The 17506-nt window shown below is 41.9% G+C and carries 17 protein-coding genes; 14 read left to right on the plus strand and 3 right to left on the minus strand.

From position 1 onward, the window contains the following. Positions 1–54 precede the first annotated feature (54 nt). The 3 genes from VER99_RS21260 to VER99_RS21270 are packed head-to-tail and all read right to left on the minus strand — an operon-like array spanning position 55 to position 2514. Positions 55–1413, minus strand: coding sequence for an FUSC family protein (locus tag VER99_RS21260; protein WP_020335182.1), 1359 nt, complete (start codon positions 1411–1413; stop codon positions 55–57). A gap of 12 nt (positions 1414–1425) precedes the next feature. Next, positions 1426–2289 (minus strand): HlyD family secretion protein, encoded by an 864-nt coding sequence (locus VER99_RS21265; protein ID WP_014234515.1) that lies wholly within the window; start codon positions 2287–2289, stop codon positions 1426–1428. A gap of 12 nt (positions 2290–2301) precedes the next feature. Further along, positions 2302–2514: a DUF1656 domain-containing protein gene (locus tag VER99_RS21270; RefSeq protein WP_014234514.1), complete on the minus strand. Its 213-nt coding sequence runs from the start codon at positions 2512–2514 to the stop codon at positions 2302–2304. Between the two features lie 383 nt (positions 2515–2897). Here VER99_RS21270 and VER99_RS21275 point away from each other — a divergent pair, with 383 nt between their 5' ends. From VER99_RS21275 to VER99_RS21335, 14 genes are all read left to right on the plus strand, one after another. Next, entirely contained in the window at positions 2898–3971 is a 1074-nt protein-coding gene (locus VER99_RS21275) for an ABC transporter permease (protein WP_020335181.1), read from the plus strand. A 9-nt stretch (positions 3972–3980) separates the two neighbouring features. After that, entirely contained in the window at positions 3981–4787 is an 807-nt protein-coding gene (locus VER99_RS21280; RefSeq protein WP_020335180.1) for an ABC transporter ATP-binding protein, read from the plus strand. Beyond that, positions 4780–5751, plus strand: a complete 972-nt coding sequence (locus tag VER99_RS21285; protein ID WP_020335179.1) for an MlaD family protein — start codon at positions 4780–4782, stop codon at positions 5749–5751. Before VER99_RS21280 ends, VER99_RS21285 begins: the two co-directional genes overlap by 8 nt. A 38-nt stretch (positions 5752–5789) precedes the next feature. Next, positions 5790–6389 carry an ABC-type transport auxiliary lipoprotein family protein gene (locus VER99_RS21290; RefSeq protein ID WP_020335178.1) on the plus strand — a complete coding sequence of 200 codons (600 nt, stop codon included), beginning with the start codon at positions 5790–5792 and terminating at the stop codon, positions 6387–6389. A 68-nt stretch (positions 6390–6457) separates the two neighbouring features. Next, positions 6458–8989, plus strand: coding sequence for a mechanosensitive ion channel domain-containing protein (locus VER99_RS21295; RefSeq protein WP_024372891.1), 2532 nt, complete (start codon positions 6458–6460; stop codon positions 8987–8989). 414 nt (positions 8990–9403) lie between these two features. Further along, positions 9404–10462: an HlyD family secretion protein gene (locus VER99_RS21300; RefSeq protein ID WP_020335176.1), complete on the plus strand. Its 1059-nt coding sequence runs from the start codon at positions 9404–9406 to the stop codon at positions 10460–10462. Continuing rightward, positions 10452–11462, plus strand: a complete 1011-nt coding sequence (locus tag VER99_RS21305; protein ID WP_020335175.1) for a DUF2955 domain-containing protein — start codon at positions 10452–10454, stop codon at positions 11460–11462. The genes VER99_RS21300 and VER99_RS21305 overlap by 11 nt, the downstream gene beginning before the upstream one ends. 395 nt (positions 11463–11857) lie before the next feature. Continuing rightward, positions 11858–12721: a pyridoxal kinase gene (gene pdxY, locus VER99_RS21310; protein ID WP_020335174.1), complete on the plus strand. Its 864-nt coding sequence runs from the start codon at positions 11858–11860 to the stop codon at positions 12719–12721. 121 nt (positions 12722–12842) lie between these two features. After that, positions 12843–13742, plus strand: coding sequence for a LysR family transcriptional regulator (locus tag VER99_RS21315; RefSeq protein ID WP_014234505.1), 900 nt, complete (start codon positions 12843–12845; stop codon positions 13740–13742). 271 nt (positions 13743–14013) lie between these two features. Continuing rightward, complete coding sequence (locus VER99_RS21320; RefSeq protein WP_020335173.1) at positions 14014–14463, plus strand: copper resistance protein NlpE N-terminal domain-containing protein; 450 nt, start codon at positions 14014–14016, stop codon at positions 14461–14463. Between the two features lie 151 nt (positions 14464–14614). Then, positions 14615–14752, plus strand: a complete 138-nt coding sequence (locus tag VER99_RS21325; RefSeq protein WP_020335172.1) for a hypothetical protein — start codon at positions 14615–14617, stop codon at positions 14750–14752. 79 nt (positions 14753–14831) lie between these two features. Continuing rightward, entirely contained in the window at positions 14832–14963 is a 132-nt protein-coding gene (locus VER99_RS23030; RefSeq protein ID WP_369436751.1) for a hypothetical protein, read from the plus strand. Between the two features lie 76 nt (positions 14964–15039). Further along, positions 15040–16167, plus strand: coding sequence for an AI-2E family transporter (locus VER99_RS21330; protein ID WP_020335171.1), 1128 nt, complete (start codon positions 15040–15042; stop codon positions 16165–16167). A 351-nt stretch (positions 16168–16518) separates the two neighbouring features. Further along, the gene (locus VER99_RS21335) at positions 16519–17505 is read left to right on the plus strand and encodes a TRAP transporter substrate-binding protein (RefSeq protein ID WP_024372892.1); all 987 of its coding nucleotides are present in this window, start codon (positions 16519–16521) and stop codon (positions 17503–17505) included. Position 17506 lies beyond the last annotated feature (1 nt).

Raw genomic sequence — 17506 nt, forward strand, 5'->3', positions numbered from 1 at the left:
GTCAAATACCTCTTCCTTGAGGAAATCAGTAAATTTATTATGTTTAATGGTCTGTTATTTTAAATTTTGAGGTTTACAAAATAGATCTGAAAATAACTTCCCAATCAGAAGAAGAATTAAAATATTCGTCAGCATAAGAATTGGCGTTTCAATTTTATATGTTGGAGTCAGGTTTAAAGCGCCAGAGGTAAGTACGACCAATAGATTGATTCCTAGTATTCGATGAATCATCATTTTTGGTGCTGAAAAAACCTCCCAAATCACTATTGTGTTAATGAAGTAGAATAGTGCTAACTGCCATAGTTCGGTCATTAGGGGCATCAAAAACACATACTCCAGTAAAATTACCGTTCCAGTACCTATTACGCCGAAGAAGGCATCTTTGAGTACACTCGGCGGCATTGTCGGCAAGATGCAAGAAAAAGCAGCTGCAATCATTGGGAAAATTGAACCACCAGGTACCGGGAGATAAATCCAAACGAGTAATGATGTTACGAACATCGACACACCATGAAAAACTTTACGTCTATCGTCTTTGAAATGTTGGGTAAGTGTCCGTTTCTTCTGGTGAATTGATATTTTGACACTTTCAGTTTTATTGCTGTTTTTAAAGCCGATAAGAGACGTTTGAGGCTTATCTACATAAAAGTTTTCTAATTTTTCTGCCAACACTTTCCATTCAGCGCTGTTTTCATTCGAGTTATTCACTCGACTCAGTAGTCTTTCTTGGATATGAGTCATTTCATTGACTCGATCAAGCCAAACTCGTCTGTGCTGCCTTAGTTGATAGCTGTCCTTTAATGGCAAGTTTAATAGCTGATATAGCTTATTAATATTACCCGCATTAGCTTCAAGCGCTTCAATATTAAAGTTGTGCTTATTTTTTAATTCTTCAAGTAACAGAGTTCGACTATTTTCAAAATTCTGGATAAAATTTTGTTCGGTATTAATAGGCCAAACAATTCTATAAACAACAGAAAACGTTATTACACCTAGTACCGTTTCTTGAAGACGTAATATTGCGAAGTGAAATATAGTTTGATCATCAAATTGACCCATGCAAGCGACGATGGAGCATACTGTAAAAGCCATCGAAAATATGTATCCATATTTCTCGTCGCTTGACATAAAAATACATAACCCAAGAAACATGGTTAGAAAACTCAGGAACAAGAAAGGATCCTGGGGAAACGTACCAATTAAGAACAGCGCATAAGCGATACCGACTAGCGTTCCCCACACACGGTTGTGTCCTTTATGAATGGAATGGGCATAGCTCTCGTTCAATGCCATAACCACAACTGCAATTGCAGCCCAGTACGGTTTTTCCCACTGGAACCATAGCGCAAGACTGAGCGCAATCACGATAGATAGCGCGACTTTAATGGCTTCTTTGGAAGAGGCATTGAGCATGGTATTTACCTATTAGTGTTTCATGATTTTGATGGATGCTGTCATGCCGACACGTAGCTGTAGACCCTCAGGGATCTCGTCCAGTGTTACCTTGACTGGAATTCGTTGAGCCAGGCGTATCCACTGAAAGTTAGGGTTTACATTAGGCAGGAGATCGTTGCCCGTAGTACCATCTTTTTTAGCGATGCCGAAACCAATACTTTTAATCTTGCCTTCTAACAGCACATCATCGCGCATCAGTAACGTCACGTAGGCTCGGTCGTCTGGATTAATACCCGCTAAGTCAGTTTCTTTAAAGTAGCCTTCAATCCAAAAGCTGTTCTCATCAATAAGAGCAACGACTGGAGAGTTGGCCACCACTTGTGAACCTGCCTGAACATTTAAGTTGGTAATGAATCCGTCAGTTGGCGCGTAAATTTTGGTGTAATCGAGGTTAAGTTGTGCTTCCTCGATCGTTGCTTTGGCCAGTTCTACGTTTGCTGCTGAGGTTTCGACGGCGTTTGCTAAATTGCTTAGCGTTAAGGCCGGTACGGCACCAGGACTACGCTTTGCGAGATTAATGGCGCGTAGTTCTTCATTTTTCGCTTTAGCCAGGAGTGCAGAGGCTTGCTTCTTGCTTGCCAACGCTTTGTTGTATGTCGCTTGGTAGATGCTTGGGTCAATCTCAAATAGCAAATCGCCTTTTTTAACTTTTGAGTTATCAGCTACGTATACGTTTGTTACCTGTCCTGTGACGCGCGGTGTTACCGAGATGACATAAGCACTGACTTGACCGTCTCTTGTCCACGGATTATTCGCGTATGTTTCGTAGTAGGAATAGGCCACAGCTCCTGCCCCACAAAGCAATAACAGACTAATTAGATAACGTTTAATCACGGTGAACTTACCTCAGAATATCGTAATAAATTGGCCGATAACGCCAGTGAAAATAACAATTAAACTCAGCTCAGCTATCGCTGGGAACGCCACATGTTTGTGTAGGCCCAAACGAACAGCGAAGGATGTAACTAGTGTGGTCAGAACGTAAGCCAATCCGATCACCAGCAACAATGGGGGGAAGTAAATCTCGCCCCACACGAGTTCATGCGGCATTGGGTTCATGGGTTGTGCCTCAGAGTTATTTGATGGGACAAATATAAAGGAAGTGATCTACTTCAAATAATCGCTTATGTAGGATGACATCCATCATGTTTGGGGCGTGCAACCATCACTCGTTTTTCATTCAGAGGTCGATGCCTTGATGTTGAAGAGGAACTTTTGGTGCATTTCTTTGGCCATTAGTGCGTTTTGAATGGCGAGGTGAACTCATGACAAAGATCATATTCTCCGGAATTAACATGATTAATTAATCAATTAGACTCATCACGACAACTGAAACCTTGAAACGTTGGCTAAGCTTAATCGAGGTAAGTATCCGCAGTTTTTACTCTGTATTGAGTGATTTTTCGCAATGTGGGTGTGTGTTTATTGGTGAGTGGAAGTCTATGAATGAAAGCAATTTAGAAATTGAGTTGGCTGATAGCATTACTTCTGCTGTTGTTGGAGAGCTTTGGGATAAAGCGAACAAGCTTCTCGATTCACACCCAAATTCTCCCATCGTGGTAGACGCGAGCAATCTCACCTTTATTGACATCTCTGGTGTCGCATTCTTATCGGATTTACAAACCCGATTTCGTGCTCCTGGCGCTGAAATTTCCATAATTGGCCTCAAACCTAGTTTGGCAGAGCTTGTTCCCCCTGTGCCCACGAGGAGTACGTCTGCCAACGTTAAAAGAAAAAGTGTTTTTTTCGAGCGTGTCGGGCAAGCAACGATGGAAATGCTCGTTTATGTCGGTTCTGTCGTTAAGTTTATCAAAGAGTGCGTACTGGTTTTTAAGATAGGAATACGTGGGAGGAAAAACGTCAACTGGGCGACCGTTTCGAATATTTCGACAAGGGCAGGGGCGGATGCGGTCCCTATCATTCTGTTAATTGGCTTTCTAATGGGAGTCATCATTGCCTTTGAAATTGGCTTAGTTGCTCAACAATTTGGTGCAGTTCTGTTCGTAGCGGATGGGATTGGGATATCCATGTTTAGAGAGTTAGGCCCATTGATGACGGCGATCGTTTTCGCAGGTCGTACTGGTGCGGCATTCGCCGCGGAGATTGGGACACAGAAAGTCAATGAAGAGATAAACGCACTGCGCACCTTTGGGATAAGTCCTGTGGAGTTTCTCGTCATACCTCGCATCTATGCCTCCGTTATCGTTCTCCCTCTATTGACCATACTTGCCGACATTGTCGGTGTTTTCGGTGGTGCCCTTGTCTTACTGAAGTTCGATATAAGTTTCGTCCAATATTACAACCAACTTTTAAATGCACTTTCTGCTTGGGACTTGATATTTGGCTTGGTAAAGGCGACCACTTTTGGGTTCATTATTGCAGTCATCGGTTGTGAGCGGGGGTTAGCCACTGGCCAAGGTTCGACTTCGGTCGGCTTGGCGGCAACAAGCGCAGTGGTGAGCAGCATCATATGGATAGTCGTGATTGATGGCTTCTTTACCGTATTACTAACCTGAGGGTGTCCAATGAATTCGGCATTCAATGATCCAGATAAAGATGATGCAGTCGTGGTCACCGGCTTAAAAATGGGGTACGGCGATAAAATCCTGCTAGAAGACGCCAGCTTTAATGTAAGGCGTGGTGAGGTTCTCGTTATCTTAGGTGGTTCGGGCTGCGGAAAATCCAGTCTAATGAAACACATTATTGGTTTGTATGAGCCAATGTCTGGCGACATATCCATTAATGGCAAGAGTATCGTTCATGCGGGACAGTCGGAGAAGTCATCCATTCAGCGCGAGCTTGGTGTTATGTATCAGAGCGGCGCGTTGTTTGGATCATTAAACATATTAGAAAATGTTCGTTTCCCTTTAGATGAATTTACCGACCTCGGTCTGCCAGAGAAAAATAAAATTGCCCGGACATTATTAGAGTTGTTAGAGATGGGGCATTCAGCGGAACTCATGCCAAGTCAGCTCTCTGGAGGGATGCTCAAGCGAGCCGGTATTGCCAGGGCCATGGCGATTGGGGCGAATATTTTGATTTTGGATGAACCGTCGGCAGGCTTAGACCCAATCACTGCGGCGAACTTAGATCAAACCATTTTAAATTTGAGAGAGAGTTTGGGATACACATTCATCATCGTGACGCATGAGCTGCAAAGTATTTTTTCTATCGCCGATAGGGCAATCATGCTCGACCCTATATCGAGAAGCATTATCGCAGAGGGCAGCCCTAAAGATTTACGAGATAACAGTAAAGATACGCGGGTTCGCCAGTTTTTCAATCGGCAGCCAGATGCACTAAAACAAGAGAGTGAGCTAAGTAATGGATGATTCAAAAGGCAGTTATAAATTAGGGCTGTTTGTGGTTTCGGCGTTAATCTCGCTATTTGTTGTCCTGTTCATTTTGGAAGGAAGGAGCTTATTTGAGCCCAAGATGATAGTCGAGACTTACTTTGATGAGTCAGTCTCAGGACTTGATGTAGGCGCGCCCGTGAGGTTCAGAGGGATTACGGCAGGGGAGGTGGTATCGATTGAGCTCTCCGATGCTATCTATGAATCGGATGTACCAAGAGAAAACAGAAGGTCATATGTTGTGGTTCGTAGTGAAATTACTGGTGCTAAAAAGACAGTTGCTGAGTGGGACATGAGTGTTCAAGTGGCCATCGATCGTGGGCTGAGAGCGACAACTCAGTTAGCTGGTATCACTGGCCAACAGTTCCTATCGTTTGACTTTATATCAACAGAGAAAGGCTTGAGCTTTGATTGGACTCCAGAATACCCCTATGTACCATCGACAAAAAGCTCTACAGGTAAAATTGTTTCCGGCATACAGAACCTCATTGACCGTTTGGACGAGGCAGATATCAATACACTGGTAAGCAATATCAATATGCTAATTGAGACTCTCGACGGCAGCATTGGGCAGATAGATGTTGAAAGTCTGAATGTGCAGTTGATAGAGCTATTGAAGAACACGAACCAAATGGTGAAAAGTGTTGATGGCGTGGTTTCGGACGCTGAAATTAAAGCGATCATGTCATCCGTTGCGCAGATCAGTAAAAAGCTAAATACGACCCTCAATAATGGGGGAGAGCTGAATCAATTAATCAATGATTTAGACCGAGCTGCTGTCAGGCTAGACGTCATTATGGCCGACAATCAGTCAGATATTAATTATGTAATAAAAGACCTCAGGGTCACGGTGGAAAATCTAAAGGACTTTTCGGAGACTTTGAAGAGTCAGCCATCTAGCATCATATTTAGTGCTGAGCCCGAGAAGTTGAAGCTGGATTGATAATTTAAACATACATAATCAAACAAGTGTGGTCAGTTATGAATATTAATAAATTACTCCCTTTGATTTTGTGTTCTATTGCATTAGCCGGTTGCAGTATCAGTGAGCCGGTAGAAAGCCCCAAGCACTACACCATCGTGCTTGATGATTCTGACAAAACCTTTTCCCCAAAGTTTGAGTTTTTACTCATTGATAGCGTTCGCGTAGACAGCCCTTTCAATAACACTCAGATGGTTTTCAGGTTATCAGACGTGAGTTTCGAGACGGATTATTACAATCGCTATATATCCGAGCCGAGCACTTTGATCGAAAGCCACTTACCAACCACACTTACTCGTTCTGGTCTAGTTGAACATGCGGTTCCATACAGTTCAGGGGTTTCTACTCCGTTGGTTTTAAAGACCATCGTGACGCAATTGTACGGTGATTTCAGAAAGGACCAAACACCAACAGCCGTAATGGAAATTCAATTCATATTGGTAGACAGTTCGAGTGTTCGACCAACGATCATCTTTGATAAAAAGATTTTGAGACAAGTGGATTTGTCAGAGAGAACGCCTGAAGCATACGCGAGAGGTTTGGGCGTTGCGCTCACGCAGATTCTCGAAGTTTTGTCAGCGGAGATTAGCCAGGGTTAACCGTGGTAAGTCTATAATCATTTGTGACAAATGTGTTCCCTGATTCTCCGTATTGGTAAGGGGTGGCTGTGATTAGAAAAAAGGAAATTTTCTCCTATGTCGTTGCATTTACGATCATGGTTGTCATGTCGATTTCCATCTACGTTCTTACCTATGAGGAGCACACCGCCTACTCTAAAGTTTTCAACAGGGAAAACTTTATAGAGAGAGAAATCGAGTATGACCAAGAGTACTTCACCGATACTCATAAGCTCGAAATCGAGCTTGATAAGGTTAAGCTCGAAATCGCCAAAATGTCGACAGATTTGGAAAGAGTAAGTCTGGAGTACGCCGAGCTTACAGAAGAGTTGGAGGTGATAAAAAGTAATCTGGATTGGCTTAATAAAACAACGGAATTCGGAGCTTACACCAGAAAAATGCTGCAAGAGTTGCCCCAAAACGTCGACCTTGAAAGTCTTCAGGATTATCGGGCACAGGTTAACATTCGACTATATGAGATAAGCAAAGCGAAACGGGTTTTGGAGTCGGATAAGCTCCAGGAATTGATTGCATTATATAAAACGCTTTCAACGGCGATAGACTCGTTAATAGCAGTGTCTAGTGACTATTCTCTAGTCCTCGAAGACGCCAGAGCTTTCTTTAAAGAACGCCAAGTTTGGACATACAGTAACTCACCGATTTGGGAAAACGTTTTTAAGCTCGACAGCCGAAAACTTTTTGGCGTAAGAGAAGTGATCAGTTCAAGTGTTCAGAGTATCGACTGGTCTAAGGCGCGTCTTTCATTAGTCTATTTTGTTGGACTCTCACTGCTATTGCTGTTTTTAAATTGGTGGTCGAGGTTAAAACTTGATCTTGTTTCTCAGCGGCAAGAAAAGGTATTTGGAAATCCGTTAAAAGACAGCTTTTCAAACAGCATCGTTGTGTTGTTGATAACATTTGTTGCGTCGTCAATTCTACCGATATTTTTCTTTACCTGTGTGTGGTTTATAGATTTCATATGGGCACGCCATCCGTCAATTCTGTTCGATGAGGTCATGGTTGCCAGCTTTATTCTCTTATGGAGTGTTGGTTTTCTCTATCACTTGAGCAGAAAGAAAGGGGTGCTTGAGTTGCATTTTCGGTGGTCAACGGAGGTGTGCCATACGATTCATCATCGAATACGAGTGATAATGTTTCCCTTACTAGTCATTCTGGTTTTCTTCCATTTTTTCCGTTTGATCGCTCAACAAAATGATGCCGAAATTCTACGTATACTCTATCTGCTAGTGGTCATTCTACTTTTTGTGCTTTACAAGAGCGCGTTAAATTTAGGCGATGTTAATGCTCACCTACCTGCTTTTTTCCAATCTGGAATGGGGCTCTTTGTTGTTTATTATTTAATACTTGGTTCATTTTTTGTGGTTATTGTTATGGCCATACTGGGTTTGTATATTGGCTCTTGGAAGATACTTGTTCTTCAGCAGCTCAATATATTTGCGTTAACCGGGGTATTATTGGTTTATCAGCTGGGTGAGCGTTGGTTGATTCTAGAGCAACGACAGTTAAGTTATCAGCGTTTTCTTGCCAAACGAGAGGAAAAGATTGCCCGGGAAAGCGAGGGATTGCCTGAAGATGTCATGGCTTTTGATGCTGAAGACCAGGGTTTGGATAAGGCATCCATCAGCGAGCAGTCAATGGCGTTGTTGAAAGGGCTGAGTCTGGTCTTGCTCGTTACTGTGCTTTCGACAGTATGGTCCAGTCAGCTGGAGTTAACCAACTGGATGGACAACGTTGTTTTATGGCAGGTGACTCAATCTTCGGGGGGCGATGCTGAAGCGATAGATATCACTATGAAGTCCTTAGTCTATGCGTTACTGACTTTAGTTGTAGCTTTTGTGAGTATTCGTAACATCCCTGGTCTTTTAGAGTTGTTGGTTTTACGCAGGATGAGTTTGGCACCGGGAACTGGCTACACGATCACTACATTACTCCGCTATGTGATCCTGATGCTCGGCATAACTATTGCCTTTACGACAATCGGAGTCGAGTGGGAGCGCCTGCAATGGCTGATCGCGGCAATTGGTGTTGGGTTGGGTTTCGGGTTACAGGAAATTTTTGCCAATTTCATCTCAGGCTTGATTTTGCTGTTTGAGAGGCCAATAAGGATTGGCGATACAGTGACGATTAACGAGCTCTCTGGAACGGTAAGCAAGATTCAAACGCGTTCAACAACCATTATCGATTGGGACAATAAAGAGATTGTCGTCCCCAACAAAGTATTTATCACAGACAAGCTTATCAACTGGTCCTTAACGGATTCTGTTACTAGGGTAGTGATCCCTGTTGGTGTTGCCTATGGCTCAGATATAGACCTTGTTGAAGACTTATTATATCGAGCCGTGGCTGATACTCCGCTTGTGTTGAGCGTTCCCGCACCACAAGTTTATTTTCTGAAATTTGGTGATAGCAGTTTGGAATTTGAGCTTAGACTTTATATCAATTCAATTGATGACCGCTTGCCAACGCTTCATCTGGTTAACAAGAAAATTAATCAGTTATTCAAAGAGAATGAGGTGGAAATCTCTTATCCTCAACTTGATCTGCATATAAAGGAAAAATAATGAATTTTCATTCACCTTTCTTACACGAGTGTCGAATTATATTCAGTAAGAGGGTGGTTTAGCGTTCGAATTTATCATAGTCAGTTCTTTTGGAGGATTCTGCCTACTAAGTTCTAAGTATTTCATTCCAAATAGATGTTTAATAAATGCATGTCGAGCTAATACGGTTAAGTTTCTGATAAACTAGAAATGTTGGTGGTAAGACAAAATAGAGTTTTCAAATACGGTTTAGTGCGTCAAATCTTCGAGGGGAGAGTATGAAAAAAACGCGGTGGTATATTGTTCTATCTTATTAAAAACAGCTCAGTTAACTTGTTTAACTCTAGTGTATTTGTTAATTGAAGACTTTGTCTAACGCTTATTATGAGCCACTCTTCAGTTTACGAAACCTACCAAAATAAAAAGAAGTAGCAAATGTCAAACACAGAAAAATCGTCAAGAAAACTAAGCATATACATTATTACATTGGTGTTGTTTATCTGGTTGTATAGCCTTTGGTCTGATCGAGTTACGCCAATTACCAGCATTGCGAGAGTACATTCGTATTTAGTGCGTATCGCTCCGGAAGTAGCAGGAAACATTGTTGACGTTAATATTAAGAACAATCAAGTAGTGCGAGCTGGTGATGTGCTTTTTAAGATTGACGCGAGAAACTATGAACTCGCAGTGCGTGAAGCTCAGGCTAATTTGGCGATCGCCGGGCAAACTATAGGGGCGAGTACTGCTGCCGTCGAGGTCGCACAGGCGAAGGTCGTCGATGCGCTCGCGGCTAGAAATAATGCCAGAGAGCAAGCTGCACGTATTTCTGAATTGGCATCACGTGGCGTTCTTAGTAAATCCGAGCGAGACAACGCCATTGAAGCGAAATCACGAGCGCAAGCCTCATTGGAAGCGGCTGAAGCGTCTCTTGTCCAGGCTAAACAAAATCTTGGCCCCGAGGGTAACAACAACCCTCAAATATTGGCGGCAATGGCTAGGCTTGAAAAGGCACAGCTGAATCTACAAAAAACGTCTGTTGTCGCACCCTCTGACGGTATTGTTACCAACCTTCAACTTACTTTAGGCCAGCCAGCTTCTGTCGGCACGCCGATGCTGACATTTATTGATCCCAGGGAGATTTGGATTTCAGCTTTAGTTCGCGAAAACTCTTTGGAATACATAAAAGTTGGGCAAACTGTCAAAGTTGTATTGGATTCACTACCGGGCAGGGTATTAGAAGGCGAAGTGTATAACGTTGGATGGGGTACAGGAGACAGTAATAATATAGATGCAAACACCGGGTTCATTCGAGCTGACACGACCTCGCTAAATGCTCAGAGATACCCAGTGAATATTGTGTTTAAGGGTGTGCCGCCAAACATTCGTTATGGCTCTCAAGCAACGGTAGCGTTTTATACCGAACAAAGTTCGTTAGGGGAGTGGTTAGCGGGACTATGGATGAGAATTGTTAGTGTATGGACTTATGTTTCGTAGCAGCGTTAACCCAGTAATAAAAATAGTATTTGCGCCAATTTTGCTACTTTTCTATTTAAAGTACATTGGTCAGCCTTTACCTATTTTAGCCCCTATGTTCGTGGTCATACTGTTGACCACGTTACCTGCAAAGCCACCAATTAAAATGATTCTACAGGTTGTTGTTGTTATTTTATTTGTTAGCTTTGTTGTGGTTTTCTTTGCGCGAATTTTGTCCGATACCCCTACGGGTTATGCTTTGTTTTGCTGGTCTCTATTTTGTTGGAGTTACTACCGTAGTCATAAGAATCCACAAGACATCATTTCAACATTAACTTTGATTGTCTTGATTATTGCAACGGTAGTAAGTAAACAGATGAACTTTGCAATTAGCGGAGTACCGTTAGTTATCTTTAAAGCGTTTTTGATCGCGATAGTTGTCTTCTGGTTATCTCACTTCTTATTTCCTGGTGAGCAGGAAGATATCTTGCCCGATGAAGGCATTAAAGGGAGTGAAGCGCATTTAGGGATTGCGATGTTTAAGGCTACTGCGATGAGTATCGCTTTGGCTATTTTGATAGGTATTGGAAGCTCTCAGACAATGCTTATTGCGATTACCGTTAGCAGCATGATTAAACTTCCCATGTCCTTTCATCAAAGGGATTTTAGCGCTCAAAGGTTAGTAACCACAGCAGCAGGCATTTTATTTACCTTACCTATCATGCTGTTATATGGTTTTGGAGCACCTTATTGGGTTGTGCTGGGCTTCACGTTGTTTTTGGGTATCCAATTAGCTTGTTACGCAATTCGTCGTCAAAGTCATTCTACGATTTATCAATTATTGTTCACCAATTTTGTGGTTATCACTTATCAAATTATTAATCATGAAGGCGTGGATTCACTTTCTTCAGGTTTCAAGCGTTTAGTATCGATAAGTATCGCTATTTTCATAGGTGCGTTGATATTGAGGCTAATAAATCACAGCCCAAAAGACCCAAAACCAACAGAGAAACTTAATTGACGTGTATTCATCCACGGTGATGGATGTTGCCGTTCATAATTGGGTCGGTATCAGGAGTAAGTTTGAGCGAGAGAGGGAGTGCTACTAACTAACTTCTATTGCAACGAGCTAATTAACATAAAATTCCACGAGTTAAAGTTTTTGAGTACCGAATCGACTTATGTAGGATGGAGTCCTTCATAAGCGATTGGTCGAGGGAGCTCTTTTCTATAATACTGAGTTGAGTTGAGTTGAGTTGAGTTGAGTTGATTGATGGCAATCAGCCGGTTGAGGCGGGTTACGTTATTAACGCTTCGCAAGTTCAAGTATATGAAGCTAATTAATCAGTTTTAGTGCATGTGAAATTGTAAGAATTAATCTGGTAGCGGCTATTAATTAATAATTCAGGTTTATTTATGAAAGGTATTATCTCCATTCAAGCTCATGTTGTGTATGGGCATTCAGGCAACAGTTCTGCGGTATTTCCTGTTCAGCGAATGGGTATAGATATGTGGCCAATCCATACTGTTCAGTATTCTGACAATACACGCAGTGGACAAGTGAACTTGGGTAGTACTTCACCCACCGGTAATATTCAAGCATTGATTGATGGGTTGGACAGTATCGGGCAATTATCAGAATGTAGTGCAGTGATATCGGGGCATCAAGCTCGCTCAATGGATTGCGATTCAATTTCTGAAGCGGTTATTCGAGTGAAGAATAAGAATCGACAGGCACTTTATGTTTGCGATCCTGGCCTAAACGATCCTGCAATGAGTGGTGCAGTCGACAAGTCTGTTCAAGATAAATTGATGGGTGAACTGATGCCAATGGCAGATGTACTTGTTCCGGACCAATTTGCATTGGAGAAATTTACTGAAGTATCGATCCACAGTGTCGAGGATGCTGTTGAGGCTTGTAAAAAGGCGCTCTCCATTGGCCCTAAGATCATCCTTGTAAGAAATCTACAGCTTTCGAGTAATCCTGTTGTCAACATGATGCTGGCGACGCCAAAAGCCATTTATCTGTGCAAAAGACCGATGATGGACTTTGAAGGTGACATGAAGGGCATCGGTGAGCTAATCACGGCTGTGTTTGCTGCTTGTCTTGTCAAACGTATGTCTCCAGTCGCCGCATTTCGTCACACCAACAATGCCATCTATGGTGTTCTTGAGTTAACTGGTGAAATTGGCAGCTTGGAGATGGAAACCATAGCGGGACAGTGGGAGTTTATTGAGCCAACCTACGACTTAGAAATTACAAAGCTCGCGGTGTTATAGCGAATAATGAGAAGAGGGAGTCGGTGCCTTAGAAGGAATAATGCATCCTCCTGAAATTAATGCAAAAGTAACGTCAATTAGTGTTATCTTTTAGTATGTATGACACTGACTGGGAAATGATATGACTTTTAACCATGAGCAACTGTTGGCCTTTGTCACTGTGTACGAAGAGCTGTCATTTAGCAAAGCAGCTGTCAAACTAGGTAAACACCGCACTACAATGAGCCAAGTTATCGCTAACCTTGAAGATCAATTAGCCATAACGCTGTTTGAACGTCTCGGACGTTCGGTTGAACCTACTGAAGATGGTCATTTGCTTTATCATTATGCTAAGAAGACGGTTGAACAGGCACGAGTATTTGAAAATATAGCGTTGAGCTTGTCATACGGTGGTTTGGAGCGTGTTGTTATCGCCTATTCTAGTTTTATGCCTCCTGAAGCTTTATACATGATCCGAAAACAACTGGCTCAAGATTTTCCGACAATGAGCGTGGAATTACTGGTGCGAGATCGTTCGGAAATTAAGCAGGGCATTGTAGAGGGCTCGATTCATTTTGGGCTGGTCAACGTACACGAAAGCAGTGCGATCCACAGTATGGACGCGGTCTTTTTAGGTCATGTTGAATTTGTTCCTTATGTACAAACGGGTGGCAGACTGGCAAAGATGAATAAAACATCTGTCGTGGATGCGTTGGTTACGGAGCGTCAATTCATATTAAAGTCTCTCGTCGATGAGGGATTGAAAGAGAAATTCGTATTTTCAGCTAATAATGAGCAAGTTGATCAACTCTCGGTTGTGACACAGATGGTCAAGGAAGGGCTAGGATGGGCATGGTTACCTAAAGCTCTAACAAAGCCGCAGTTCAAAGTTGAAGGTATTGAACCTGTCACTCTCGACTTGATGCTGGAAGGCATGAAACTGCCTCTGTCAATGTGGTGCCCGCACGCTAAATATCTAAAAGAAATTAAAGCGTCAATAATGAACGCGATACATGAACATGTTGAGTCATACAATTATTAGCGAGTTTAGTGAGTAGGAGAGAATATATATTCTTCTAACTGCTATTTTTGTACTTGTCTGTTTTGTAAATATATAATTGGTACGTTTAAGTCAGTCACGTAAATTGTTTCATTGTATATTTTTAGGGTGATAAAATGATTGCTTTGATAGTAAAATATTTGTCTATCTTTGTGTATATATCTACGTCTGTCTTTTTATATATTTAATGAATGCCGGTGATCATTACCATCTCGTTTATATAAATATTGCTTTTAATTTGTAGGAAATAATAATGTTAAAATATATTTCAATAGCTGTTTTATCCTTAGCTGTCGGCACTGGATGTGTGGGCAAAAGTGTCTCAAATTTGCAGTCAGAACAAGCTCTTGATCATCAACAGCAAACGGTTTTCGCCAATGAAAAGCATAATGCTCGTCACTCTCTAGAATGGAATGGCATCTATAAAGGTAGCGTTCCGTGTGGTGACTGTGCTGTTACTAATTTATTTCTGGAAATAAAGCAAGATGGCCAATACTTACTGTCTCGCAGTTACATTGATAAAATGAGCGCTACAGCGATGGAAGAGGGTGAAATTCACTGGAATAAACAAGGTAATATTATTCAAATAGGTGAGTATCTATTCCTCGTTACGGAGAATAAACTTTCACTGGTTGATAAAAATGGAAAGATTACACTAGACGAAGACGGAAATTCGTACGAGCTTGATAAACAAATTCATTAATATCTAACTAGGTTTTGATACAGACTTATTTACTATAAAAATAAGTCTGTACTCAAATAAATTACTACAACTAAAAGTTAACCCACCTTCTCCCCTTAATCTAGTCCAGTCTACACTTAGTAATGTTCATCCAACCAAGGAGATGATGAACATGAAAAAGCAATTCAATGAACAAAAAATCATTACCATTTTAAAGGAAGCGCAAGCGGGGATTCCCTCCCGAGAGCTAGGCGGCAAATACGGGATATCGGATGCAACGCGCGTCAATGAGATATCAACGTCAGGCTAACCACTAGGATATTACGCTCCAGACTCGTATTAAGAGCCAGCATTGGAGCGACGTCGGTTCTCGTCATATCCACCGCCTTCTGAGGCGAGAACGGGTTGATGTTAACCATAAGCGAGTTTGTCGCTTGTACTGTGAATTGGGCTTAATGGTTATAAAACGGAGCCGTAGAAAATCACTCCCGCTCAGCTCTGGGTTATCTGACTTCTTCTGAGCTATCGGGGGCAGTAAGAACGCAAACCGTTTAATTAGTGGTTGGAATAAAAGTTTTAAATATAAGGGGCTACAATGTGAACAATTCAAATGAGAACCTAGAAAAGGTACTAGTGAAGGCATTCAGTACTTCATTGATACGATTCTCAGCTATTACGCTTATTGTCATAGTTTGCTGGTGGGCGTTTTTACCATTTTTACCTATTTTGCTTTGGGCTCTGGTATTGGCGATTGCACTTTACCCGATTAAGTTGGGTATTGAGCATAAGTTGGGCTTAAGGTCCAGTCGAGCGGCGACTTTAGTCGCTGTAATTGGAGTGCTAGTCCTTGGAACTCCGACCGCTATGGTTGGTAACTCATTTGCGTCTAAAACGTTGGAGACAGTCGATTCTTATCGAAATGGCACACTAGTCGTGCCGACGCCAACTGACAGCGTGAAAGAATGGCCTTTGGTCGGGGAAAAAGTATATGAAGCCTGGGATGAAGCCGCAGTCAACCTCCCAGACTTTGTAGAGAAACATCAGCCTCAAGTAAAAAGCATCTTTGGTTGGGTCTTTGATAGTGCTGCAGGGGCAGCTAAGAACGTATTTGTATTGATAGGTGCGGTGATCATTGCTGGGATAATGTTAGCTTGGGCTGAACCCGCATCGGCATCAATAAGTAAGATTTTCATTAGTTTTACTGATCCAGTCAAAGGCCCCAAGCTTCATAAGTTAACAACCGCAACGCTCAGGCAGGTCGCTATTGGTATTATAGGCATTGCATTTTTAACAGCGATGGTATTTGGCGCTGTTGTTGCGTTAGCAGGTGTTCCAGCGGCTGCTCTGTTTACCTTAATAGCTTTAATTCTTGCTATCGTTCAGCTTCCTGTGACCGTTATAGCTCTGGTCGCTGTTGCGGTATTGTGGTCAGGGGATAGTGGAACGGCACACAATGTTATTTTCACGATATTACTGATTGCTTCGAGCCTGATAGATAATTTCTTAAAACCGATCATTCTTGGAAGAGGGTTAGATGTACCAATGCCAATAATACTCATCGGTGCTGTTGGCGGGGTTATGTCTGGCGGAATACTGGGTATGTTCGTTGGTGCGGCATTTTTAGCAGCAGGATATCAAGTATTTATGCAATGGGTAGAGGATGAAAACACGCAAGTTTTAGAAACCATGGAAAAAACGGAATCCAAAAATAAAGGCTCTGAATAATGTGCGATTTAGTATCCTTCTGGTGGCAGGTTATTAATCCGAAGTTTTAAGGTAATAAAATTTTCTAGTCCAATTCGAGTCAGCGAGATCTGAGTTGACTCGTTTGTGCCCCGTTATGAGCCAGAGCGTACATCTGAAAAATATCTACAGATTATTGTTTGACTCAATTCATTTAATGTATTTTGTATCAATTAGGCTGATCTTACATGTCGAGTTTTAACGAATCCGTTTAGTTTTGATTTTATTGATTACCGTCGTTTTACATTGATTCGAGGTCGTTATCAGACTATCAAAGTCTAAATCTCTTTTTATACTGGTTGATGAAGATCACATTATGGAAGGAAGACACGGATGACATTTAAAACCCTTACTTCAGTATTATTACTGTCATATGCTTTTACATCGCCAGCTCAGGCAAAAGTTAATCTTGATTTTTCCAATGAATATAATCCTCAATCTATTCACGCTCAGGGGGATATGTTTTTTATAGATCAAGTTAAAAAACTAACCGATGGTGATATAAATATTACATTACATACTGGTGGTTCATTGGGTTTTAAATCCGTGGACCATTTTTATGCAGTGTCAGACGGTGCTGTACCGCTAGCTGATACTTTAGCTGGGAGTATGGCCGGTATAGACTCTTTATTTTTACTCTCTTCTTTACCTTTTCTGGTCGCCAATGAAGACCAGGCTGAGCTGCTTTATCACATTGCGAAACCTTATTATCAAGAGGTATTCGAGAAGAATAATGAAATATTGTTGTACGCTTCTCCTTGGCCAGCAAGTGGTATTTGGTCGACAACACCTGTCGATAGTTTCGAAACGCTGAATGGCTTAAAAATCCGAACCTATGACAAAAATGGGACATTGACATTTAAAAACGCTAAAGCTGCACCCGTTAACTTGTCTTGGGCGGATGTTGTACCGCAGCTTTCCACAGGTGGTATTAATGCCGTGCTAACTTCAGCTGACGCAGGAGCCAGTGCCCGCTTTTGGGTACACCTCAACTCATACAGTGCTATTCAATATGCCATACCTTTGAATATGGTGCATATGAATAAAGATGAATTTGATGCCCTTAGTCAAGCCGATCAAGATGCATTGTTATCTGCCGCTAAAATTACCGACGAACATAACTGGAAAACAGTACGTAGCCGAGTTCAGGATAATTATGCCCAGCTTGATACTAATAAAGTCACCATACTGAAAAAATTGCCTGAAAGTTTTTTATCGTATTTACAAGAAGCAGCCAAACCAACTTTAAGTTCATGGCTTGATGAGACTGGCGAGCGGGGACAGTCCATTATCGAGGAATTTAATCAACGTAAAAAATAGG

Origin of the sequence: Vibrio natriegens NBRC 15636 = ATCC 14048 = DSM 759 (assembly GCF_035621455.1) — a bacterium.
GTDB lineage: Bacteria > Pseudomonadota > Gammaproteobacteria > Enterobacterales > Vibrionaceae > Vibrio > Vibrio natriegens.